This is a genomic window from Mesorhizobium sp. CNPSo 4689 (assembly GCF_057784325.1).
Window position 1 is genome coordinate 150,437 of sequence record NZ_JBWLUZ010000010.1, and the last position, 20,378, is coordinate 170,814.

22 protein-coding genes are annotated in these 20,378 nt (G+C 64.2%); 14 read left to right on the top strand and 8 right to left on the bottom strand.

Annotated elements, in window-relative coordinates; genetic code table 11:
• The first annotated feature begins 100 nt into the window (after positions 1-100).
• Both dapE and AC04SI_RS16525 read left to right on the top strand, forming a co-directional pair.
• A complete protein-coding gene (gene dapE / locus AC04SI_RS16520; protein ID WP_404274479.1) occupies positions 101-1,300 on the top strand; it encodes a succinyl-diaminopimelate desuccinylase in 1,200 nt (399 codons plus the stop codon).
• A gap of 19 nt (positions 1,301-1,319) precedes the next feature.
• On the top strand, positions 1,320-1,925 hold the full coding sequence (locus AC04SI_RS16525; protein WP_404274476.1) for a transporter: 606 nt from the start codon (positions 1,320-1,322) through the stop codon (positions 1,923-1,925).
• Positions 1,926-1,953: 28 nt separating this feature from the next.
• Here the strand turns inward: AC04SI_RS16525 and truA are convergent, their stop codons facing one another.
• The 4 genes from truA to def are packed head-to-tail and all read right to left on the bottom strand — an operon-like array spanning position 1,954 to position 4,715.
• Positions 1,954-2,721 carry a tRNA pseudouridine(38-40) synthase TruA gene (truA, locus tag AC04SI_RS16530; protein WP_404274474.1) on the bottom strand — a complete coding sequence of 256 codons (768 nt, stop codon included), beginning with the start codon at positions 2,719-2,721 and terminating at the stop codon, positions 1,954-1,956.
• Positions 2,722-2,741: 20 nt separating this feature from the next.
• A complete protein-coding gene (locus AC04SI_RS16535) occupies positions 2,742-3,248 on the bottom strand; it encodes a GNAT family N-acetyltransferase (RefSeq protein WP_006200618.1) in 507 nt (168 codons plus the stop codon).
• The gene (gene fmt / locus AC04SI_RS16540; RefSeq protein ID WP_404274472.1) at positions 3,245-4,180 is read right to left on the bottom strand and encodes a methionyl-tRNA formyltransferase; all 936 of its coding nucleotides are present in this window, start codon (positions 4,178-4,180) and stop codon (positions 3,245-3,247) included. The genes AC04SI_RS16535 and fmt overlap by 4 nt, the downstream gene beginning before the upstream one ends.
• Before the next feature lie 4 nt (positions 4,181-4,184).
• A complete protein-coding gene (gene def / locus AC04SI_RS16545; protein WP_488474506.1) occupies positions 4,185-4,715 on the bottom strand; it encodes a peptide deformylase in 531 nt (176 codons plus the stop codon).
• Positions 4,716-4,819: 104 nt separating this feature from the next.
• On the opposite strand from def, the gene AC04SI_RS16550 reads away from it, so the two are divergent.
• The gene (locus AC04SI_RS16550; protein ID WP_404275336.1) at positions 4,820-6,073 is read left to right on the top strand and encodes a DNA recombination protein RmuC; all 1,254 of its coding nucleotides are present in this window, start codon (positions 4,820-4,822) and stop codon (positions 6,071-6,073) included.
• A gap of 16 nt (positions 6,074-6,089) precedes the next feature.
• Here the strand turns inward: AC04SI_RS16550 and AC04SI_RS16555 are convergent, their stop codons facing one another.
• From AC04SI_RS16555 to AC04SI_RS16565, 3 genes are all read right to left on the bottom strand, one after another.
• Positions 6,090-6,494, bottom strand: a complete 405-nt coding sequence (locus AC04SI_RS16555; protein ID WP_404274469.1) for a GFA family protein — start codon at positions 6,492-6,494, stop codon at positions 6,090-6,092.
• 65 nt (positions 6,495-6,559) lie between these two features.
• The gene (locus AC04SI_RS16560) at positions 6,560-7,525 is read right to left on the bottom strand and encodes a cation diffusion facilitator family transporter (protein WP_404274467.1); all 966 of its coding nucleotides are present in this window, start codon (positions 7,523-7,525) and stop codon (positions 6,560-6,562) included.
• A gap of 119 nt (positions 7,526-7,644) precedes the next feature.
• The gene (locus AC04SI_RS16565; RefSeq protein WP_404274465.1) at positions 7,645-8,454 is read right to left on the bottom strand and encodes a transglutaminase-like domain-containing protein; all 810 of its coding nucleotides are present in this window, start codon (positions 8,452-8,454) and stop codon (positions 7,645-7,647) included.
• Between the two features lie 212 nt (positions 8,455-8,666).
• Here AC04SI_RS16565 and AC04SI_RS16570 point away from each other — a divergent pair, with 212 nt between their 5' ends.
• Both AC04SI_RS16570 and sugE read left to right on the top strand, forming a co-directional pair.
• Positions 8,667-8,792 (top strand): hypothetical protein, encoded by a 126-nt coding sequence (locus AC04SI_RS16570; protein ID WP_006200611.1) that lies wholly within the window; start codon positions 8,667-8,669, stop codon positions 8,790-8,792.
• A 247-nt stretch (positions 8,793-9,039) separates the two neighbouring features.
• Positions 9,040-9,354: a quaternary ammonium compound efflux SMR transporter SugE gene (gene sugE / locus AC04SI_RS16575; protein ID WP_436246547.1), complete on the top strand. Its 315-nt coding sequence runs from the start codon at positions 9,040-9,042 to the stop codon at positions 9,352-9,354.
• 108 nt (positions 9,355-9,462) lie between these two features.
• Here the strand turns inward: sugE and AC04SI_RS16580 are convergent, their stop codons facing one another.
• Entirely contained in the window at positions 9,463-9,891 is a 429-nt protein-coding gene (locus AC04SI_RS16580) for a DUF6481 family protein (protein ID WP_192178173.1), read from the bottom strand.
• 220 nt (positions 9,892-10,111) lie between these two features.
• Here AC04SI_RS16580 and AC04SI_RS16585 point away from each other — a divergent pair, with 220 nt between their 5' ends.
• From AC04SI_RS16585 to AC04SI_RS16625, 9 genes are all read left to right on the top strand, one after another.
• Positions 10,112-11,173, top strand: a complete 1,062-nt coding sequence (locus tag AC04SI_RS16585) for an LLM class flavin-dependent oxidoreductase (protein ID WP_488474507.1) — start codon at positions 10,112-10,114, stop codon at positions 11,171-11,173.
• Positions 11,174-11,463: 290 nt separating this feature from the next.
• Positions 11,464-12,633 carry an AI-2E family transporter gene (locus AC04SI_RS16590; protein WP_404274459.1) on the top strand — a complete coding sequence of 390 codons (1,170 nt, stop codon included), beginning with the start codon at positions 11,464-11,466 and terminating at the stop codon, positions 12,631-12,633.
• An 81-nt stretch (positions 12,634-12,714) separates the two neighbouring features.
• On the top strand, positions 12,715-13,545 hold the full coding sequence (locus tag AC04SI_RS16595; RefSeq protein ID WP_488474508.1) for an arylamine N-acetyltransferase family protein: 831 nt from the start codon (positions 12,715-12,717) through the stop codon (positions 13,543-13,545).
• Positions 13,542-14,543, top strand: coding sequence for an LLM class flavin-dependent oxidoreductase (locus AC04SI_RS16600; protein ID WP_404274455.1), 1,002 nt, complete (start codon positions 13,542-13,544; stop codon positions 14,541-14,543). Before AC04SI_RS16595 ends, AC04SI_RS16600 begins: the two co-directional genes overlap by 4 nt.
• 72 nt (positions 14,544-14,615) lie before the next feature.
• Positions 14,616-15,344, top strand: coding sequence for an inositol monophosphatase family protein (locus AC04SI_RS16605; protein WP_404274454.1), 729 nt, complete (start codon positions 14,616-14,618; stop codon positions 15,342-15,344).
• Positions 15,345-15,674: 330 nt separating this feature from the next.
• A complete protein-coding gene (dnaK, locus tag AC04SI_RS16610; protein WP_404274452.1) occupies positions 15,675-17,591 on the top strand; it encodes a molecular chaperone DnaK in 1,917 nt (638 codons plus the stop codon).
• A 224-nt stretch (positions 17,592-17,815) separates the two neighbouring features.
• The gene (dnaJ, locus tag AC04SI_RS16615; RefSeq protein ID WP_120017641.1) at positions 17,816-18,946 is read left to right on the top strand and encodes a molecular chaperone DnaJ; all 1,131 of its coding nucleotides are present in this window, start codon (positions 17,816-17,818) and stop codon (positions 18,944-18,946) included.
• Between the two features lie 165 nt (positions 18,947-19,111).
• Positions 19,112-19,717, top strand: a complete 606-nt coding sequence (pmtA, locus tag AC04SI_RS16620) for a phospholipid N-methyltransferase PmtA (RefSeq protein ID WP_404274450.1) — start codon at positions 19,112-19,114, stop codon at positions 19,715-19,717.
• Positions 19,718-19,778: 61 nt separating this feature from the next.
• Complete coding sequence (locus AC04SI_RS16625) at positions 19,779-20,375, top strand: NADPH-dependent FMN reductase (protein WP_404274448.1); 597 nt, start codon at positions 19,779-19,781, stop codon at positions 20,373-20,375.
• Positions 20,376-20,378 lie beyond the last annotated feature (3 nt).

A 20,378-nucleotide genomic window follows, 5' to 3' on the forward strand; every position in this document is an offset into this window, starting at 1 on the left:
GGCCCGCAACTATACGGCATGAAAACCATATTGTCGGCGCCATGGCCGGCCATGATGTCTGGCCGTGACAGGCCTTCCGCTTTCGACTATCGCTTTGCCCATGAATTTGCCGACCGACCCCGCCGCAAACCTTGCCGCCCTGATCCGCTGTGCCTCGGTGACGCCCGCCGAAGGCGGGGCGCTCGGCGCGCTGGAAGACATGCTGAAGCCGCTGGGCTTCTCGGTCGAGCGCCCGGTGTTTTCGGAGGACGGCACGCCGGACATCGAAAACCTCTATGCGCGGCGCTCCGGCAACGGGCCACATTTGATGTTCGCCGGCCATATCGATGTGGTGCCGGTCGGCGACGAAGCCGCCTGGACGCACCCGCCCTTCGCCGCCGAAATCGCCAATGGCGAGATGTATGGCCGAGGCGCCGTCGACATGAAGGGCGGCATCGCCTGTTTCATCGCGGCGGTGGCCCGTCATGTCGAGGAGAATGGCGGCCCGAAGGGCTCGGTCTCGCTGCTGATCACCGGCGACGAAGAGGGCCCGGCGATCAACGGCACGACAAAGCTGCTCGAATGGGCCGCCGGCAAGGGCGAGAAATGGGATGCCTCGATCGTTGGCGAACCAACCAATCCGGACGCGCTCGGCGACATGATCAAGATCGGCCGGCGCGGCTCGCTGTCCGGCAGCATCATCGTCAACGGCCGGCAGGGCCACGCCGCCTATCCGCAGCTCGCCGACAACCCGGTGCGCGGGCTGATGGGTCTGGTCGATGCCTTGCTCTATCCGGCCTTCGACGAGGGAACGAAGGATTTCCAGGCGACCAATCTGGAAGTGACCTCCATCGATGTCGGGAACCCGGCCACCAACGTCATCCCGGCGAGGGCGACGGCGACCTTCAACATCCGCTTCAACGACACATGGACGGCCGAGACCATCCAGGCCGAGATCCACAACCGGCTCGACCAGGCGGCCGGGCGCACAAAATACCGGCCGGGCAAGAAAACGCCGGTCGACTACGATATTGTCTGGCGCGACCGGCCGAGCCATGTGTTTCTCACCCGCGACGACCGGCTGATCGAAACGCTCAGCCAATCGGTCAAGACGGCCATCGGTAGGAAGCCGGCGCTGTCGACCTCGGGCGGCACCTCAGACGCCCGCTTCATCAAGGATTATTGTCCGGTGGTCGAATTCGGTCTGGTCGGCAAGACCATGCACATGGTCGATGAGCGCGTCGCGCTTGCCGATCTCGAGACGCTGACGCGGATCTACCAGCGCTTCATCGAAGACTGGTTCGAGCGAGGCGCAGCCTAACCATGCATTCGGTGTGATCATGCTTTCGGCCGATGAAACCTACGCTTCGCTGGCCGGCGCCTGGCGGCTGATGCTCGGCAAGGCCGACGGCCTGCGCCTGCTCGACCTTTCGGCCGACGGTTTCTGGAATTCCTTCTTCGCCATAGTCGTGGCGGCGCCGGCGCTGATCGTCGGCTGGGTCGGCATCGCCAACGAGATCGGTGACCCGAACGCATTCGCCGGACGCTTCAGCATGCTTCTGCGGCTGGCGACGGTCGACATCGGCTCCTGGGTGCTGCCGCTGGTCGGCCTGGCGCTGGTCGCGCCGCGCCTCGGCCTTGGCGGCCGCTTCGTCCACTATGTCGTCGCCAGCAACTGGGCATCGGCGATCGTCGCCTGGCTGATGCTGCCGTCGGCGCTGATCAGGCTTTTCCTGCCGTCGACCGACGAAGTTTCGGGGCTGGTGTCGCTGGTTTTGTTTGCGCTGTCGATGGTGCTGACCTGGCGCATGACCAATGCCGTCATCGGCAGGGGCGCGGCAGTCGGCACGGCTGTCTTTGCCGGCATGTTCGTGGCGTCGCTGGCCGTGTTGTTCGGGCTGCAGGCGCTGCTCGGCATCACCATACCGACCAGCATCGAGAGCTGATCTTTCTGAACCGAAACGCTGGTCGAGCCTACCGGGCTTCTGCGAACGTCTGCGGATAGTCGACGCCGATCAGGAAAAGCCCGTCGGGCGGCGCCACCTGGCCGCAGGCGGCGCGGTCGTGCGCGTCGAGCGCTGCCTTGAGGTCGGCGGCGCGCCAACTGCCGTCGCCGACGCGCTTGAGCGAGCCGACCATCGAGCGCACCTGGTTGTGCAGGAAGGAGCGCGCCGAGGCCCTGACCTCGATCAAATCGCCCTCCCGGCTGACGTCAAGACGATCGAGCGTTCTGAGCGGGCTGTCGGCCTGGCACTGCGTCGAGCGGAAGGTGGTGAAATCATGCCGCCCGAGCAGCAGCTTGGCCGCCTCGTGCATGGCGGCGGCGTCGAGCCGCTTCGGCACCCACCAGACCTTGCCCTTTTCCAGCGCCGAGGGTGCGCGCCGGTTGAGGATGCGGTAGAGATAGTGGCGGCCGGTGGCCGAGAAGCGCGCGTCGAAGCCGTCAGGGACGGCCGCTGCCTTGAGAAGGGCTATGCGGGCGCCCGCCATTTGCAGATGGGCGTTGACGGCGTCGCGCACCTTGTCGCCGGGCCACGCCTTGGCGAGGTCGACATGCGCCACCTGGGCGGTCGCATGCACGCCGGCATCGGTGCGGCCGGCGGCACGCAACCTGACCTCTTCGCCGCAGAATCTTTCGATCGCCTGTTCGATCGCCTGCTGCACCGAAGGCTGATCCGCCTGCTGCTGCCAGCCGGCAAATTGGCTGCCGTCATATTCGATGTCGAGGCGAAAACGCGGCATATGCGAAGTGCACTCGCCGCTTAAGCGGCGAGTGCGGTAAAGGCCGAAGCGTAGACGAGCTTGCCCGCCTCAGGAGCGTCGCCCCAGGCCAGCGCCTGCAGCGCTTCGCCCTGATACTCGCTTTCGAAGTTTTCGGCGCGGGCGTGGGTGTAGCCGAAGCGGCCGTAATAGGCCGGATCGCCGAGCACCACAGCCAGGCTCTCGCCGGCGTCCTTGAGGCGGATATGCGCCTCGCGGATCAGCGCGCCGCCAATGCCCGAGCCATGGAAAGACGGTTCGACGGCCAGCGGCGCCAGCGCCACGGCCGGGAAGCTCTTGCCGCCGTTGCCCACGAAAAGCCTGGAAAACAGGATGTGGCCGACCACCTGGCCGTCCTCTTCCGCCACCAGTTCGACGACGGCATCGCCGCCGGTGACCAGCGCGTCGACCAGCCCGGCCTCCGCCTGCTGGCCGAATGCATGTTCCTCGACGAGGCGGATCGCCTCGCGATCCCGCGGCGTCGCCGCGCGTATCGACATCATGCTCATGAGAGTTTCGTTCCTTTTTCGATCTTGGCTCCGCGCAAAAACTCCTGCGCGGTGGTGGGCCTTCCGCCCGCCCGTTGCACTTCGACCAACCTGATTGCGCCTGACCCGCAGGCGACCGTCAGCCGGTCATCGAGAACTCCTCCCGACTCGCCGACGCCATCCGTAAGCGTCGAGCGAAGCAGTTTCAGCCGCTCCATGCGGCCGCCAATGTCGACCTCGCACCACGCGCCCGGAAAGGGCGAGAGGCCGCGAATGTGATTGTGGACTTCGCCGGCAGGCCGCGTCCAGTCTACGCGCGTCTCCGATTTATCGATCTTTTTGGCGTAGGTCACCCCCGCCGTCGCCTGTTGGGTAAATGTCAGACAATTTATCCCCAGCCGCGTCAATGCTTCCACGATCAGCGAAGCGCCCATGTCCATCAGCCGGTCATGCAACGCGCCGGCCGTCATATCGGGTGCGATGGCGCATTTTTCAACCATTGCCACCGGACCGGTATCGAGGCCTTCCTCCATCCGCATCACCATCATGCCGGTTTCGGCGTCGCCGGCCATGATGGCGCGCTGGATGGGAGCAGCACCCCGCCAGCGCGGCAGAAGCGACGCATGGCCGTTGAGGCAGCCGAGCCGGGTTGCCTCCAGAACCGCCTTCGGCAGCAGCAGCCCATAGGCGACGACCACTGCGACATCGGCGCGCAGGGCGGCGAATGCCTGCTGTTCCGCCTCGCCCTTCAGCGAGGTCGGCGTCCGCACCTCGATGCCCAGCCGCTCCGCCTCGCGCTGCACCGGCGACGGCGTCAGTTCCAGCCCGCGCCGGCCCGCGGCGCGGGGCGGCTGCGTGTAGACGGCTGCTATTTCGTGACCGGCCTCGGCGATCGCCCGCAGCGTTGGCACGGAAAACTCCGGCGTGCCCATGAAGATGACGCGAAGGGGCATGCCCCTATCCCACCATCTTGCCCGGCGCCTTGTCCTTGGCGAGCTTCTTGAACTTCTTCACCACCATGTCGCGCTTCAGCTTCGATATGTGGTCGATGAACAGCACGCCGTTGAGATGGTCGATCTCGTGCTGCAGGCAGGTCGCCATCAAGCCTTCGGCCTGCATCTCCTGCAGCTTGCCGTCGCGGTCGAGGTACTTCACCCGCACCGAGGCCGGGCGCTCGACCTCGGCATAATAGTCCGGGATCGACAGGCAGCCTTCCTCGTAGACCGAGCGCTGGTCGGAACTTTCGAGGATCTCCGGATTGATGAAGATATGCGGCGCCGGCGTGTCGTCTTCCTTGGCAAGGTCGATGACCAGCATGCGCAGCGGCTGGCCGATCTGAATTGCCGCGAGACCGATGCCGGGCGCGTCATACATGGTGTCCAGCATGTCGCCGGCCAGCTTGCGCAAGGGCGCGTCGACACGCTCGACCGGTTTGGAAACCTGGCGCAGGACGGGATCGGGAAGAATGATAAGCGGCTTGATCGACATGGCGTCTCACCTAAGACGTCACAGGAAAAGCGTCAACGGGGGCAATCGGAGGCCGTTCACGTTTTGATCTGTGCCGGCGGACCGAATCATCTATGCTGGCAACCATGAACGACCTGACCTCCATCCTTTCCGAACCCGTCGCCCGGCTCGGCGCTAGCACGTTCACGCTCGGCCATGCGCTGGCCTTCGGCACGGTGCTGTTTCTCGGCCTGTTCCTGTCGTTGATCGTCGCGCTGTGGCGGTCGGCCAGGGCGCGCGCGGTGGCGGCGGCGGAAGCCGCCGACCACGCCCGCGATGCCGAGGCGCGGATGGCCGGCATCCTGCAGAGCCAGGCCGAGATGCAGGGCCGCATGGGCGCGATCGCCGAAGTGTTCGGCGCGCGGCAGGCCGAACTCACCCAGTCGATCGGCCAGCGGCTTGATGCGATGACCGGGCGTCTTGGCCAGACCATGACCGAGCAGACCAAATCGACGCATGAGAGCCTTGCCAAATTGCAGGAGCGGCTGGCGGTGATCGATACGGCGCAAGGCAATATCCAGTCGCTCGCCGGCCAGGTGGTGCAATTGCAGGCGATCCTCTCCAACAAGCAGACGCGCGGCGCCTTCGGCCAGTCGCGCATGGAGGCGATCGTCGCCGACGGCCTGCCGCATGGCGCCTACGAATTCCAGGCCACCTTGTCGAACGGCAGCCGGCCCGACTGCCTGGTGAGGATGCCGAACGGCGCGCCTTCACTGGCCGTCGACGCAAAATTCCCGCTGGAGGCATGGAACGCCATCCGCGCCGCCGACGGCACCGACCTGCAGAAAGTCGCCGCACAGGCGTTCCGTCGCGACATCGAAATCCATGTCCGCGATATCGCCGAAAAATACCTGATCCAGGGCGAGACGCAGGACACCGCCTTCATGTTCGTGCCCTCGGAATCGGTGTTCGCCGAGATCCACGAGAATTTCGAGGCGGTGGTGCAGAAGGCGCACCGCGCCCGCGTCATCATCGTCTCGCCGTCGCTGCTGATGCTGTCGATCCAGGTCATCCAGGCGATCCTCAAGGATGCCCGCATGCGCGAGCAGGCGCATCTGATCCAGGGAGAGGTCATCAGGCTGATGGAGGACGTTGCGCGCGTCGACGAGCGGGTGCGCCGGCTGCAGACGCATTTCGGCCAGGCGACGAAGGACATCGACGACATCCTCGTTTCTACATCAAAAGTGACCAAGCGCGGCCAGAAGATCGAAGCGCTGGAGTTCGCCGAAGGCGAAGCCGAGCCCCCGCGCCCCAGTGCTGGCAAGGTCGAGACCGGCGCGCGCGTCGCCGACTCCAAGACAGGCCAGTTGCGGCTGCGAGTGGTCGAGGGCGACGACTGAGCCGCCGCGCCGGCTGCTACTGTTCCTCGACGGTCGTCATGCCTTCAAATTCCGGCAACCAGTGCAATGCCGAGCGGTGCCAAACCTGTTTCCTCGGGACCAGGTCCTCGCGCTGATGCGCCGTGCCGACCCTGATGCCGTAGATCTTCGGGCCATCGCCGACCGATGTCGCATAGAGGTGCGATCCGCACTCGCCGCAAAAGCCCTGGGCACGCTTGGCGCCAGTGGATCCGGTCTTGATATAGACCTTCGGTGTGCCGCTGGTGATCCTGTAGTTGCTTTCCGGTGCCGGAACCGTCACCCGGAATGCCGTGCCGGTTAGTTTCTGGCAATCCGTGCAGTGGCAGATCGAGGTCTTTTCCGGATCGACCTCGGCCTCATAGGTGATGGCACCGCAATGGCACCCGCCGTCAATTCTCATCTTCGCTTCTCCCGAATTCCAACTGCAATCTTAGTGCAGCGCGGTCGTGAGGCAACGGCTGTCGACTAGTCCAGAGCCTCTCCGGATGCCTTCTCGATCGCCTTGCGGCGGCGCTCCCAGGTTCCAGCCGACTGCGGCTTGACGAACAGCCGCGAAATCTCCGGCATTTCCGTTTTCAGCCGCGCCTCCAGCCGCTCGACGCAGGCCTCGATCTCGGGCGCGGTCATATGATCCTCGAATTCGATGCTGAGGCCGGCGACGATTTCCTGCGGGCCGATATGGACGCTCAAGATGCCATTGGCGCGCTGCACCGCTGGGTCTTTCTGGGCAATCGCCAGCACCTTCTTCTGCACTTCGGGCGAGGCCGGTTCGCCGAGCAGCAGGCCCTTGCTTTCGCGCGCCAGGAAGATGGCGGTGGCGCCGAGGATCATAGCGATGCCGATCGACGCTGCACCATCGAGCTCAGGCATCGCGAATATCTCCGCCGCCAATATTCCGGCAAAGGCGACGATCAGGCCGAGCAGCGCGGCGCTGTCCTCGAACAGCACCGTGTAGACGCTCGGATCCTTGCTGAGTTGCACCGCCTCGATCCAGCCGAGCCTGCCCTTCTCGCGGCGGAATTCCTTCAGCGCCACGTACCAGGAACTGCCCTCGAACAGGAAGGAGAGGCCGAGCACGACATAGTTGACCATTGCATTCGCGACCGGCTCGGGCGCCACGATGTGCATCACGCCTTCGTAGAACGACACACCGGCGCCGAGCGCGAAGACGAGAAGTGCGACGATAAAGCTCCAGAAATAGAGCTCGCGGCCGTGACCGAGCGGATGCATGCGGTCGGGCGGTCGGGCGGCGCGATGCATGCCGTAGAGCAGCAGCCCGCCATTGCCGGTGTCGACCAGTGAATGGACGCCCTCCGACAGCATGGCCGAGCTGCCGGTGAAGAAGGCGGCGGCGAATTTGGTCAGCGCGATGGCAAGATTGCCGGCGAGCGCCGCATAGATGACCTTCCTCGACCCGCCATGCGCCGCCATGGTTTTCTACCCTGTCCGATGCTCCCGAGAGCCTAGCGGCCAACCCGCCAAAGCTCCACAGGCATTCACAACGCGCAAAGGGTCCAGTCGTTCAGAGGGAAGGCGGGCATCGCGAGCCCTTACTCGATGACCTCGTCGGTCCATACCTTGAAGCCGGCGAGCGTGCCCGGCCCGAAGATATGGGTCAGCGGCACATCGGCCGCGTCGCGGCCCGAGGCAATCAGGATGCGGCCGATGCGCGGGGCGTTGTTGCGCGGATCGAAAGCGTGCCAGCGGCCGCCGAGATAGACCTCCATCCAGGCGGCGAAGTCCATGCTCGACCATGGCTTTGGCGTGCCGATGTCGCTGATGTAGCCGGTGCAGTAGCGGGTCGGGATGTTTAGCGCCCGACAGAAGGCGACCGCCAGATGGGCGAAGTCGCGGCAGACACCGCTTTGCTCGCGATAGGCTTCGGCTGCCGTGCGCGTCGGCCGCGCATTGCCGTAGTTGAAGACGATGTGGTTGTGAACGAAGTCGCAGACCGCCTGGACACGTCGAACGCCGAGCGGCGTGTTGCCGAACAGCCGCCACGCTTCGTCTGCCAGCACATCGCTCTCGCAATAGCGGCTGGGCAGCAGGAACAGCAGCGTGTCCGACGGCAGGTCGCGCACCTCGTGCTGCCAGGCCATCAGGTCGCCCATCTCGAAGGTGCCGGGGTCGCGGATCACCGCATCGGTGCCGAAGGTGAAGCGCCCGGCCGGGGCGACAAAACGGTTGCACCAATTGCCGAAGCTGTCGCGATAGCTTTCGATCGGCACCGGTGGGTTGGAGGTCAGGAAATCCGGCCGTTCGAGATCGGATGCCCTGGAATAGTGGACATTGAGCATCGCGATTAAAGGTGTTTCCTGCGGAAAGTCGAAGCTCATCTCGCAGCCGATATGGATTCGCATTCTCGTCCTGACCGGCCTGCCTGATCGTCATCCGGGGAAAGCCGGATTGATGCTGCAGTGCTCAGAAGACCATCGCATGGTCCGGGGCCGTTGACGAGGAAAATAGAAAATGCGTTGACAGGACCACGACTGGCGCGTCGAGATGCAACAGGCTCTTGCAGTCGGACCAATCTCTTGTTTCACTTCGGGGCCACCAATTGGAGGAGCGAATCATGGCTAAAGGTGCGATGAAGGCGGGCAAGGAAGCCCGCAAGCCGAAGAAGGATGCGAAGAAGCCTGCCGCAGCCCCGGCGCTCAAGGCGCCACCGGTCAAGGCGATGAGGCTCAAGGAAAAGTAGGCCGCTCGGGACATTTCTAATCCCGGCCAATCCGTTTCGGCGCAGATTTACAAACCGGCGGCATGAACAGTGCTGCCGGTGTTTTGTTGATCGGGCAGGCGGAGCTTCCTATATCGAAGCGGCGAGGATGACCTCGCGCCCTCCCCGAAATTCGGCCGGGACGACCCGCCAAAGTGTTGCTGTGTGCGTGGCGTTATCCCAAAAACCGCGCACTTTTGGGCGACACGCACCGAACGGAGCGTACCCGATGTCGTGGATTTACCTGTTCTTCGCCGGCCTATTCGAGATCGGCTGGGCGATCGGCCTCAAATACACCGATGGCTTCTCGAAGCTGGTGCCGACCGTCCTGACCGTGGCTTCGATGATCGTCAGCCTGGGCTTGCTCGGCCTGGCGCTGAAGGCGCTGCCGGTCGGCACGGCCTATGCGGTATGGACCGGCATCGGCACCGTCGGCACGGCGCTGCTCGGCATCTGGCTGCTCGGCGAGCCAGCGACCGCGATCCGGCTCGGCTGCATCGCGCTCATCGTCTGCGGCATCATGGGGTTGAAGCTCGCCGCCTGATGCAGGCAGGCCGCCCGCTCCCATGCCTGGCAAAATTTGGATGCAGAAACGCGTTCCGGGCCGCCGCGGGCGGCCCTGGCATTCGATCCGAGTCGATCGCGCCGAAAGCTAGCGGGCGGAGAAGCCCGGAGGCGTCCTGCCGGTGCGCTGCTTGCGTGCCGCGTAACGTGCGTCGCGCTTGGCCTTGCGTTCGGCTTCGTCGGCAAGCAGACGGGCAATGCGCTCGTTTTCTTCGGCTTCCCGAATCTTGGCCTCCGCTTGCGCTGCTTCTTCAGCAGCGATGCGGGCCGCTTCAGCGGCTGCCTCGCGCTCGGCCTTCTCGATCGCTTCGCGCGCAAGCTTTTCCTGCTTCAGCCTGGCCTTTTCGGCCTCGCGTGTCGCACGTGCCTCGAGGATTGCCTTGCGTTCGGCCTGTCGCGCCAGCACCGCAGGATCATCTGCCGCCGGCTTTGACTTGAAACGCTCCAGAAGCGCCTTCTTTGCCTCGTTTGCGGCATTGCGCCGCTCGAAAATGTCTTTTTCCCTGTAGATAGCCAAGTCCACTTCCCTGAAGTCAATTCGCGACGCTTACATACGCGCGAAAACCGAGAGTTCAAGCGCCAAAACGGTATGCCAGCCATGAAATTCTGGGCTGTTGCAGCCGGGAGACGCATCTTCAACCGGAATCGACATGCACTGTTCACCGTCCGCCCCTCTGGTGGCACGGCCGGCCGATCGCTACCTCTAGCCCGAAAATCAAACATTGGGATGACATGCCATGGAACTCGGTCTCTACACTTTTGCCGACGTCAGCCCGGAACCGGGTCCCGGCGCCATCGGGCCGCATGAGCGTCTGCGCAATTTGATCGAGGAGATCGAGTTGGCCGACCAGGTAGGCCTCGACGTGTTCGGGCTGGGCGAGCATCACCGCCCGGACTATGCCGCATCGGCGCCCGTGGTGGCGCTGGCTGCGGCGGCAGAGCGCACCAAGCGCATCAAGCTGACCAGCGCGGTCACCGTTTTGTCCTCCGACGATCCGGTGCGTGTCTTCCAGCAGTTTGCGACGCTCGACCTTCTGTCCGGCGGCCGGGCCGAGATCATGGCCGGGCGCGGCTCGTTCATCGAATCCTTCCCGCTGTTCGGCTACAATCTCGAGGACTATGACGAGCTCTTCGCCGAGAAGCTCGACCTTTTGCTGGCCATCCGAGACAGCGTCAAGGTGACCTGGCAAGGCCGGCTGCGGGCGCCGATCAACGGCCGCGGCGTCTATCCGCGTCCCTTCCAGGAAAAACTGCCGATCTGGATCGCGATCGGTGGGACGCCACAGTCTGCCGCCCGCGCGGGCGCGCTCGGTCTGCCCTTGGCGCTTGCCATCATCGGCGGCGAGCCGGCGCGCTTCGCGCCGCTGTTCGAGGTCTACCGCGAGGCGGCAAGACGCGCCGGCAACGACCCGGCAAGCCTCGCCACCAGCCTCAACGTGCACGGCTTCATCGCCGAGACCACCGAGAAGGCGGCCGACGATTTCTACGGACCGCAGGCCGAGGTGATGAACCGCATCGGCCGCGAGCGCGGCTGGGGTCCGACCTCTCGGGCGCATTTCGACCAGTCGCGCGGCCCGAACGGCGCGCTGTTCGTCGGCAATCCCGAACAGGTGGCCGAGAAGATCGTCGCCCAGCACAAGATCTTCGGCAATGACCGCTTCCTGCTGCAGATGGCGATCGGCATCATGCCGCACGCCAAGATCATGAAGGCGATCGAACTCTACGGCACCAAGGTGGCACCGATCGTGCGCAAGGAAACCGCGAAATCCGCGCCAGCGGCGGCAGCGCCCGTCGCCTGAGCGACGGGCTTGTTCGCGAACCGTTGCACTCTACGATTTGCCAGCAGCCTCCATCATCTCGGATGCACTCGATGCGCAGTTCCTGGGCGGCAACGGTTTGCGGCGTGCCCACGGAGCCCAACGCTCAACAGCCTCCTGCTTTCAACCGGGCCTCCGCCGCGGTGGCAGCGCCCGCCGCATAGCCATGGCGAAGTCCGCATCGCGGTCGTTGCCGGCTAACGGAACTTTGGCTTGACGAGGGCGTTTCCGCCGATGAATCGCACCGATTGCGGTGCGCTCGAGGGGAAACGATGAAGGCCGAACCGTCAGCCTCGGGCGCAGGCGCTGCCGAAAGCCCGGATCCGCGCGCCGAAGCCCGCGCGGATGTTCGCCTGATGCGGTCGCTGCTCATCGGCATCTTCATCCTGATGGTCATCTACGCGCTCTATTTCGCCCGTGCCTTCTTCATGCCGGTCATCCTCGCCTTCCTGCTGGCACTGACGCTGACGCCGATCGTGCGCTTCCTGCGCAAGCACGGCGTACCCGACGTGTTGTCGGCGACGTTGCTGGTGCTGCTGTCGGTCGTCTTCCTAGCCAGCGCCGGCTATCTGCTCAGCGGTCCGGTCATCGACCTCATCAACAACACCTCGTCGATCGGCCAGCAGCTGACGGAACGGTTGGCGCAACTTAAGCGCCCGCTCGAAAGGGTCATGCAGATTGCGCACCAGCTGGAGGGGCTGACCGAGACCTCACAGGAACCGGGCGTGCAAAAGGTAACCTTCGCGCAGTCGGGCATCCTGTCTTCGGCAGCTGGCAACATCCTGTCGGCGGGCACCAGCATCACCATCGTCTTCGTGCTGTCGCTGTTCCTGCTTGCCTCGGGCACGATGTTCTACGAGAAGATCATCCAGTCCTTTGCCAGCCTCAGCGAAAAGAAGCGGGCGCTGCGTGTCGTTTACGACGTCGAGCACGAGATCTCGCACTATCTGCTCACCATCGCCGTCATCAATGCCGGACTCGGCACGGTGATCGGCCTCGGCCTATGGGGGCTCGGCATGCCCAACCCACAGGTCTGGGGCGCGGCGGCGGCACTGCTCAACTTCCTTCCCTATGTCGGCGCGCTGATCACGCTTTTGCTCGTCACGGTCATCGCGCTGATCAGCTTCGACAGCATCTCCTTCGCGCTGCTGGCACCCGCCTTCGTGTTGCTGTGCGACGTCGTCGAAGGCCAGTTCGTGACGCCGATGGTGGTCGGCCGGCGGCTGGAGATCAATGCCGTGGCGGTCTTCATAGCCATCGCCTTCTGGTCGTGGCTGTGGGGGTTCGTCGGCGCGCTGATGGCGGTGCCGCTGCTGGTCGTCATCAAGGTGTTCTGCGACCATTTCGACGGTCTCAGCCATGTCGGCAATTTCCTGGCGGCGCAACACAGCGCAGTCGTCGAGGAGGATCCGGCCGAGGAGACCGACAAGGCGCGGGCATAGACGACAGGCAATTGTTTACCGCCTGTTTGTCGTCTCGGGGTGGAGTGCCTATATCGACCCGGTCAAGCCGGACTTCCTTCCATGACCGACGCTTCCTTCGACATCGACGCCTATTTCGCCCGCATCGGCTACCGTGGCCGGACAGATGCGTCGCTGGAGGCGCTGACGGCATTGCATCGGCAGCACCCGCAAGCGATCGCGTTCGAAAATCTCGACCCGTTCCTGGGCACTCCGGTAAAGCTCGATCTCGCCTCGCTGCAGGACAAGATCTTCGCGCGCGGCCGCGGCGGTTATTGCTACGAGCACAATTTGATTTTCCTGCATGCGCTGAAGGCGCTTGGCTTCGAGGTCAGCGGCCTTGCCGCGCGGGTGCTGTGGGGCCAACCTGACGACACTATTACCGCGCGCAGCCACATGCTGCTCCGCATCGAACTCGATGGACGAACCTACATCGCCGATGTCGGCTTCGGCGGGTTGACGCTGACGGCGCCGCTGCTGCTCGAGCCCGGGCTCGAGCAGCAGACCCCGCATGAAAACTTTCGCATCATCGAGGCCGGCGATCATTTTCGCCTGCAGGCCGATATCGGCGGCGACTGGCGCACCATCTACCGTTTCGACATGCAGCAGAACTACGAGATCGACTACGCGGTCAGCAGCCATTTCCTGTCGACCCATCCGGACTCGCATTTCCTGTCAACGGTGATCGCGGCGCGTGCCTTGCCCGACCGGCGCTATGCGCTGCGCAACAACCGGCTGTCGACGCATCATCTTGGCGGCCGCACCGAGCAAAGAGAAATCGCAACAGCCGCCGAGCTTGCCGACGTGCTGGAAAGCCAGCTCGAAATCATCATGCCCGACCGGGCCGCCTTCGAGGCCAAGCTGCGGGACAAGAAAATCGTGGAGACCGCATGACCGCCCTTTCCGTTCTCGACCTGTCGCCGATCGTCGAAGGCAGCAATGCATCGCAGTCGCTGGCCAATTCCCTCGACCTCGCCCGCCACGCCGAGCGTCTCGGCTACAAGCGCTACTGGCTGGCCGAGCACCACAACATGCCGGGCATCGCCAGTGCGGCCACTTCCGTCGTCATCGCCCATGTCGCGGGCGGCACCAGGACGATCCGCGTCGGCGCCGGTGGCATCATGCTGCCCAACCATTCGCCGCTGGTCATCGCCGAGCAGTTCGGCACGCTGGCGGCACTATATCCCGGCCGCATCGACCTCGGCCTTGGCCGAGCGCCCGGAACCGACATGGGAACGGCGCGGGCCTTGCGCCGCAATCTGGAGGCCGGCGCCGACAATTTCCCGCAGGATGTCGTCGAGCTGATGGGCTATTTCCTGCCGGCCGAGGAGGGTCAGCGTCTGCGCGCCGTGCCCGGCGAAGGCCAGCAGGTGCCGGTCTGGATCCTCGGCTCCAGCCTCTATGGCGCGCAGCTCGCCGCCATGCTCGGCCTGCCCTATGCGTTCGCCTCGCATTTCGCGCCGGCCGAGCTCGACCATGCGCTGGAGATCTACCGCTCGCGCTTCCAGCCGTCCGACCAGCTCGACAAGCCCTATGTCATGCTCGGCCTCAATGTCTTTGCCGCGCCCTCCGACGCTGAGGCGCGGCTGTTGTTCACCTCGCTGCAGCAGGCCTTCGTCAATCTGCGCACTGGACGGCCGGGCCGGCTGCCACCGCCGGTCGAAGGCTACGAAGCCAGCCTCGACGCGATGGCGAAAACCATGCTTGGCCAGGCGCTGTCCTGCGCCGTCGTCGGTTCGCCGGGAACGGTCAGGCAAGGCATCGACGCCTTCGTGCGCCGCACCGGCGCCGACGAACTGATGGTGACGGCGCAGATTTACGACCATGCGGCGCGGGTGCGCTCATTCGAGATGCTGGCCGACGTCCACAAATCGCTGTCGCAAGCGGCCTGAGGCAGCTCAACGCTTTTGCTGACAGCGCCCGTCTGCTAAGGGCAAGCATCCTTCCGCTGGATTGAGCATCCCGTGACAAACGACCTTGACGCGCGCATGCGCTTTGCCATCGAGCTGGCGCGACGCGCCGGCGAACTCGGCCTGAGATACTTTCGCGACCTCGAAAACCTGACCATCGAGAGCAAGGGCCATCAGGACCTGGTCTCGGATGGCGATCGCGAGGTGGAGTTGTTCATTCGCGCCGCAATCGCCGCCGACTACCCAAAGGACGGCATTGTCGGCGAGGAACATGAAGCGGTCACCGGGTCGACCGGCTATGTCTGGGTGATCGATCCGATCGACGGCACCGCGAATTTCGTGCGCGGCATTCCAGCCTGGGCCGTGGTGATCGCCCGCGCCAGGGATGGCGAGACCGTCGTCGGCGTGATCCATGAACCCTCGACCGGCGAAACATTCCACGGCCACCGCGGCGGCGGCGCCTTCGTCAACGGCCGGCCGATCAAGGCAAGCCAGGCCGCGAGCCTGGGCGAAGGTTCGGTTGGAACCGGGCTTTCGAACCGGGCGGCGACGGAACATGTCACCGTGCTGATCCGGCTGATCATGGCGGAGGGCGGCGTCTTCTTCCGCAACGCCTCGGGCGCCCTGATGCTCGCCTATGCCGCCTCCGGCCGGCTGCTCGGCTATGTCGAAGAGCATATGAACGCCTGGGATTGCCTGGCCGGCATGCTGCTGGTGGAGGAAGCCGGCGGTACGGTTCTCAGGCCCGACCCGACGACTGTGCTGCGGGATGGGACGCTGTGATTGCATCCTGGTCTGCAATCTACCCCAAGTTGCAATCTCTCTGTTCCGAGGCGTTCAAGTCCTGATCCGGCTGTAATGTTTTTTGATTTTTGCGCGTCGCGCCCGGTGCGGATCGCAGGCGGCGACAATTGGTCCGCTGCCTGCCCACCGGTATGATGGTGGAAGCCTTGCGCAGAATGCTTGCGCGCCGTGCAGCCTGTTCTTATATACGCGCCAAGCCGTTCGGCGCCGGAACGCCGGTAGCCGGAACGGAATTTCTTGTGAACAGGGGCTTTCGTCGGAACGCCTTCACGGGTCCTGAGAGCCTGCTTAGCGGAGAGAACCAGAACAATGGCAAAAGTAATCGGTATCGATCTTGGAACGACCAACTCCTGTATCGCCATCATGGATGGCAAGGAGCCGAAGGTCATCGAGAATGCGGAAGGCGCGCGCACGACCCCTTCCATCGTCGCCATCAGCGGCGACGGCGAGCGCCTCGTCGGCCAGCCGGCCAAGCGCCAGGCGGTCACCAATCCTGAAAACACCATCTTCGCGGTCAAGCGCCTGATCGGCCGCCGCTATGACGATCCGGTGACGGAGAAGGACAAGAAGCTTGTCCCCTACAAGATCGTCAAGGGCGACAATGGCGATGCCTGGGTCGAGGCCGGCGGCAAGAAGCAGTCGCCCTCGCAGATCTCGGCCATGATCCTGCAGAAGATGAAGGAAACGGCGGAAGCCTATCTCGGCGAGAAGGTCGAGAAGGCGGTCATCACCGTTCCGGCCTATTTCAACGATGCCCAGCGCCAGGCGACCAAGGACGCCGGCAAGATCGCCGGCCTCGAAGTGCTGCGCATCATCAACGAGCCGACCGCGGCCGCCCTTGCCTACGGTCTCGACAAGAAGGACGGCAAGACCATCGCCGTCTATGACCTTGGCGGCGGCACCTTCGACATTTCGGTGCTCGAGATCGGCGACGGCGTGTTCGAGGTGAAGTCGACCAATGGCGACACCTTCCTCGGCGGCGAGGACTTCGACATGCGTCTGGTCGAGTATCTGGCGACCGAGTTCAAGAAGGAACAGGGCATCGACCTTAAGAACGACAAGCTCGCCTTGCAGCGCCTCAAGGAGGCGGCCGAGAAGGCCAAGATCGAGCTGTCGTCCACGACCCAGACCGAGATCAACCTGCCCTTCATCACCGCCGATGCGACCGGTCCGAAGCACCTGACGCTGAAGCTGACCAGGGCGAAGTTCGAAAGCCTGGTCGAGGATCTCGTCCAGCGCACGATCGACCCCTGCAAGGCGGCGCTCAAGGATGCCGGCCTGAAGGCCGGTGAGATCGACGAGGTTGTCCTGGTCGGCGGCATGACCCGCATGCCCAAGATCCAGGAGATCGTGAAGCAGTTCTTCGGCAAGGAGCCGCACAAGGGCGTCAACCCGGATGAGGTCGTGGCCCTTGGCGCCGCCATCCAGGCCGGCGTGCTGCAGGGCGACGTCAAGGACGTGCTCTTGCTCGACGTGACGCCGCTGTCGCTCGGCATCGAGACGCTGGGCGGCGTGTTCACCCGCCTGATCGAGCGCAACACGACGATCCCGACCAAGAAGAGCCAGGTGTTCTCTACCGCCGAGGATTCGCAGTCGGCGGTGACCATCCGCGTCTTCCAGGGTGAGCGCGAAATGGCGGCCGACAACAAGATGCTCGGCCAGTTCGATCTCGTCGGCATTCCGCCGGCACCGCGCGGCGTGCCGCAGATCGAGGTCACCTTCGACATCGACGCCAACGGCATCGTCAACGTCTCGGCCAAGGACAAGGGCACGGGCAAGGAGCACCAGATCCGCATCCAGGCGTCGGGCGGCCTTTCGGACGCCGACATCGAGAAGATGGTGAAGGACGCCGAGGCCAATGCCGAGAGCGACAAGAAGCGGCGCGCGCTGGTCGAGGCCCGCAACCAGGCCGAAGCACTGGTGCATTCGTCGGAGAAGTCGCTGAAGGAATATGGCGACAAGGTCTCGGAGACCGACCGCACGGCGATTGCCGATGCGATCGCGGCGCTGAAGACGGCGGCCGAAGGCGACGACGCGGCCGAGATCGAGGCCAAGTCGCAGGCGCTTGCCGAAGTCTCGATGAAACTCGGACAGGCCATGTACGAGGCTTCGCAGAAGGAAGCCGCGGAGGCCGACGCCAAGGCGGACGCCGCCAAGGACTCGGATGTGGTCGACGCCGATTTCGAGGAAATCGACGAGGACGACGACAAGAAGAAGTCGGCCTGAGCCGTCCGACGGCAGATAAAGCGAAAAAGCCCGGCGCAAGGCCGGGCTTTTTTGCAACCCAAGTTGAAAAAGTGCGGGCTTCGCCGAAAAAGTGACGGAAAAACACGGGCTGCCCCCAAGTCGCCACTGGCATCCGGGCAGCATCGCTCCTAAATCGAAGCAACATGCCGGCAAACGACGCAAAGTATGCATCAAGACGTTGAGCATCCGGACAGCGGGAAAAGATGAAAGCTGATTTCTACGAAACGCTGGGCGTGCAAAAGGGCGCCGACGAGAAGGAGCTCAAGAGCGCTTTCCGCAAGCTCGCCATGCAGTTCCATCCCGATCGCAATCCAGGCGATCATGCCTGCGAGCACAAGTTCAAGGAAATCAACGAAGCCTACGAAACGCTGAAGGACCCGCAGAAGCGCGCGGCCTATGACCGTTTCGGCCACGCCGCCTTCGAGCAGGGCGGCATGAATGGCGGCGCGCAAGGGTTTGGCGCCGGCGGCTTCGCCGATATCTTCGAGGATATTTTCGGCGACATGATGGGCGGCCGCCAACGCCGCTCGTCGGGCGGCCGCGAGCGCGGCGCCGATCTGCGCTACAATATGGAAATCTCGCTGGAAGAGGCCTTTTCCGGCAAGACCGCGCAGATCCGCGTGCCGGCCTCCATTTCCTGCGCGGAATGCTCGGGCAGCGGCGCCAAGCCCGGTACCCAGCCTGTCACCTGCGCCATGTGCAACGGCCACGGCAAGGTACGGGCCACGCAAGGCTTCTTCTCGATCGAGCGCACCTGCCCGCAATGCCAGGGCCGCGGCCAGACGATCAAGGACCCATGCCCGAAATGCGCCGGACAGGGCCGCGTCACCGAGGAGCGCTCGCTGTCGGTCAACATCCCGGCCGGCATCGAGGACGGCACCCGCATCCGGCTTGCCAATGAGGGCGAGGCCGGCCTGCGCGGCGGCCCGTCGGGCGATCTCTATATCTTCCTGGCGGTCAAGCCGCATGAATTCTTCCAGCGCGACGGCGCCGATCTCTACTGCAAGGTGCCGATCTCGATGACAACGGCGGCGCTTGGCGGCTCGTTCGAGGTGACGACGCTGGACGGTAGCCAGACCAAGGTGAAGGTGCCGGAAGGCACCCAGAACGGCCGCCAGTTCCGGCTCAAGGGCAAGGGCATGCCGGTGTTGCGCCAGCCCAATGTCGGCGATCTCTACATTCAGACCGCGGTCGAGACGCCGCAGAACCTGTCGCGCCGCCAGCGCGAGCTGCTGGAGGAATTCGAGCAGCTGTCTTCACAGGACAATTCGCCCCAGTCGAGCGGCTTTTTCGCCCGCATGAAGGACTTCTTCGAGTCCTTCGGCGATCGCTGATGCCCTTTGCTTCATTGTCGCTATCCCAAAACCGCTACGCACTTTTGGGCGACATGCACCGCGACGCTTCCCAAGCGTCATCAACACCTTATGCCGGCTCGAGCCTTGTCTTGAACCCCGTAGCTGCTAAGTAGCGTTTCGGGGGAGCCGTTGAGGAGAGCTCGCATGGCACGTGGACCCGGATTGCGCAAGTCGCTGGCGGAGAAGTTCGACGACGAGCTGAAATTCTTCAAGGGCTGGATCGACAAGCCGAAAGCGGTCGGCTCCATCGTGCCGACCAGCTCCATCACCGCCCGCAAGATGGCGTCCATCGTCAACCCGAAATCCGGACTGCCGGTGCTCGAAGTCGGCCCCGGCACCGGCGTTATCACCCGCGCCATCCTGGCGCTCGGCGTGAAACCCGAAAATCTCTATGCGGTCGAATATTCGACCGATTTCGTGCGCCATCTGCGCCAGCTCTATCCGGGCGTCAACGTCATCGAGGGCGACGCCTTCAATCTCAACGCGACGCTCGGCGACAAGCGCGACATGGTGTTCGATTCCGTCATCTCCGGCGTGCCGCTGCTCAACTTCCCGGTCGCGCAGCGCATCGCCTATATCGAAAGCCTGCTCGACCGCATCCCGGCAGGCAGGCCGATCGTGCAGCTGACCTACGGCCCGCTGTCGCCGATCCCGCCTGGCCGCGGCAACTATACGGTCAAGCATTTCGACTTCATCATCCGCAACATCCCGCCGACGCAGCTGTGGATCTACCGGCGCGAGCCGCATTGATTGAAAGCACTTTGGATTTGAGCGCCGCCCGGCCTATAGCTGTCTGCGACAGGGTTGGCCAATGCCGATAGTCCCGAAAATCCTCGTCTTCGCCGGCTCGGTCCGGTCTGGCGCCTTCAGCGGCAGGACCGCTGACGTGGCCCAGAAGGAGCTTGCCATGCAGGGCGCCGAGGTGACCCGCATCTCGCTCGGCGATTATCCGCTGCCGATCATGGATGAGGACCTGGAGAAGGAAAAGGGCGTCCCTGAAAACGCCATGAAGCTCGGCCGGCTGATCGCCGCGCATGACGGGCTGCTGATCGCCACACCGGAATACAATGGTTCGCTGCCGCCGCTGCTCAAGAACAGCATCGACTGGGTGAGCCGGATACGCGGGGATGGTGGCAGCTCGTTCCGGCCTTTCCCCGGCAAGCCGGCCGGCCTGTGTTCCTCCTCCGACGGCAAGTTCGCCGGCATACGCTGCATCAACCATCTGCGCGCCGTGCTGGTGCGCTGCCAGATGGAGGTGATAACAGCGGAATGCTCGGTGTCGGGCGCCAGCGGGGCCTTCGGCGACGATGGACATTTCAGGGATGAGAGACTACGCCAATCGATGGAGCGCCTATGCCGCACACTGATCGAAACCTCGCGCATGCTGTCCACCCGGATCGAGGCGTGACCG

Bases quoted from the DNA above. Each gene is read 5' to 3' on its own strand.
- AC04SI_RS16535 (WP_006200618.1), bottom strand. From the start codon at position 3,248: ATGAGCATGATGTCGATACGCGCGGCGACGCCGCGGGATCGCGAGGCG.
- AC04SI_RS16550 (WP_404275336.1), top strand. From the start codon at position 4,820: ATGAACGACCTGACCTCCATCCTTTCCGAACCCGTCGCCCGGCTCGGC.
- AC04SI_RS16560 (WP_404274467.1), bottom strand. From the start codon at position 7,525: ATGGCGGCGCATGGCGGGTCGAGGAAGGTCATCTATGCGGCGCTCGCC.
- sugE (WP_436246547.1), top strand. From the start codon at position 9,040: ATGTCGTGGATTTACCTGTTCTTCGCCGGCCTATTCGAGATCGGCTGG.
- AC04SI_RS16585 (WP_488474507.1), top strand. From the start codon at position 10,112: ATGGAACTCGGTCTCTACACTTTTGCCGACGTCAGCCCGGAACCGGGT.
- AC04SI_RS16590 (WP_404274459.1), top strand. From the start codon at position 11,464: ATGAAGGCCGAACCGTCAGCCTCGGGCGCAGGCGCTGCCGAAAGCCCG.
- AC04SI_RS16600 (WP_404274455.1), top strand. From the start codon at position 13,542: ATGACCGCCCTTTCCGTTCTCGACCTGTCGCCGATCGTCGAAGGCAGC.
- dnaJ (WP_120017641.1), top strand. From the start codon at position 17,816: ATGAAAGCTGATTTCTACGAAACGCTGGGCGTGCAAAAGGGCGCCGAC.
- AC04SI_RS16595 (WP_488474508.1), top strand. From the start codon at position 12,715: ATGACCGACGCTTCCTTCGACATCGACGCCTATTTCGCCCGCATCGGC.
- dnaK (WP_404274452.1), top strand. From the start codon at position 15,675: ATGGCAAAAGTAATCGGTATCGATCTTGGAACGACCAACTCCTGTATC.
- AC04SI_RS16570 (WP_006200611.1), top strand. From the start codon at position 8,667: ATGGCTAAAGGTGCGATGAAGGCGGGCAAGGAAGCCCGCAAGCCGAAG.
- AC04SI_RS16525 (WP_404274476.1), top strand. From the start codon at position 1,320: ATGCTTTCGGCCGATGAAACCTACGCTTCGCTGGCCGGCGCCTGGCGG.
- AC04SI_RS16565 (WP_404274465.1), bottom strand. From the start codon at position 8,454: ATGCGAATCCATATCGGCTGCGAGATGAGCTTCGACTTTCCGCAGGAA.
- dapE (WP_404274479.1), top strand. From the start codon at position 101: ATGAATTTGCCGACCGACCCCGCCGCAAACCTTGCCGCCCTGATCCGC.
- AC04SI_RS16625 (WP_404274448.1), top strand. From the start codon at position 19,779: ATGCCGATAGTCCCGAAAATCCTCGTCTTCGCCGGCTCGGTCCGGTCT.
- AC04SI_RS16555 (WP_404274469.1), bottom strand. From the start codon at position 6,494: ATGAGAATTGACGGCGGGTGCCATTGCGGTGCCATCACCTATGAGGCC.
- fmt (WP_404274472.1), bottom strand. From the start codon at position 4,180: ATGCCCCTTCGCGTCATCTTCATGGGCACGCCGGAGTTTTCCGTGCCA.
- truA (WP_404274474.1), bottom strand. From the start codon at position 2,721: ATGCCGCGTTTTCGCCTCGACATCGAATATGACGGCAGCCAATTTGCC.
- pmtA (WP_404274450.1), top strand. From the start codon at position 19,112: ATGGCACGTGGACCCGGATTGCGCAAGTCGCTGGCGGAGAAGTTCGAC.
- def (WP_488474506.1), bottom strand. From the start codon at position 4,715: ATGTCGATCAAGCCGCTTATCATTCTTCCCGATCCCGTCCTGCGCCAG.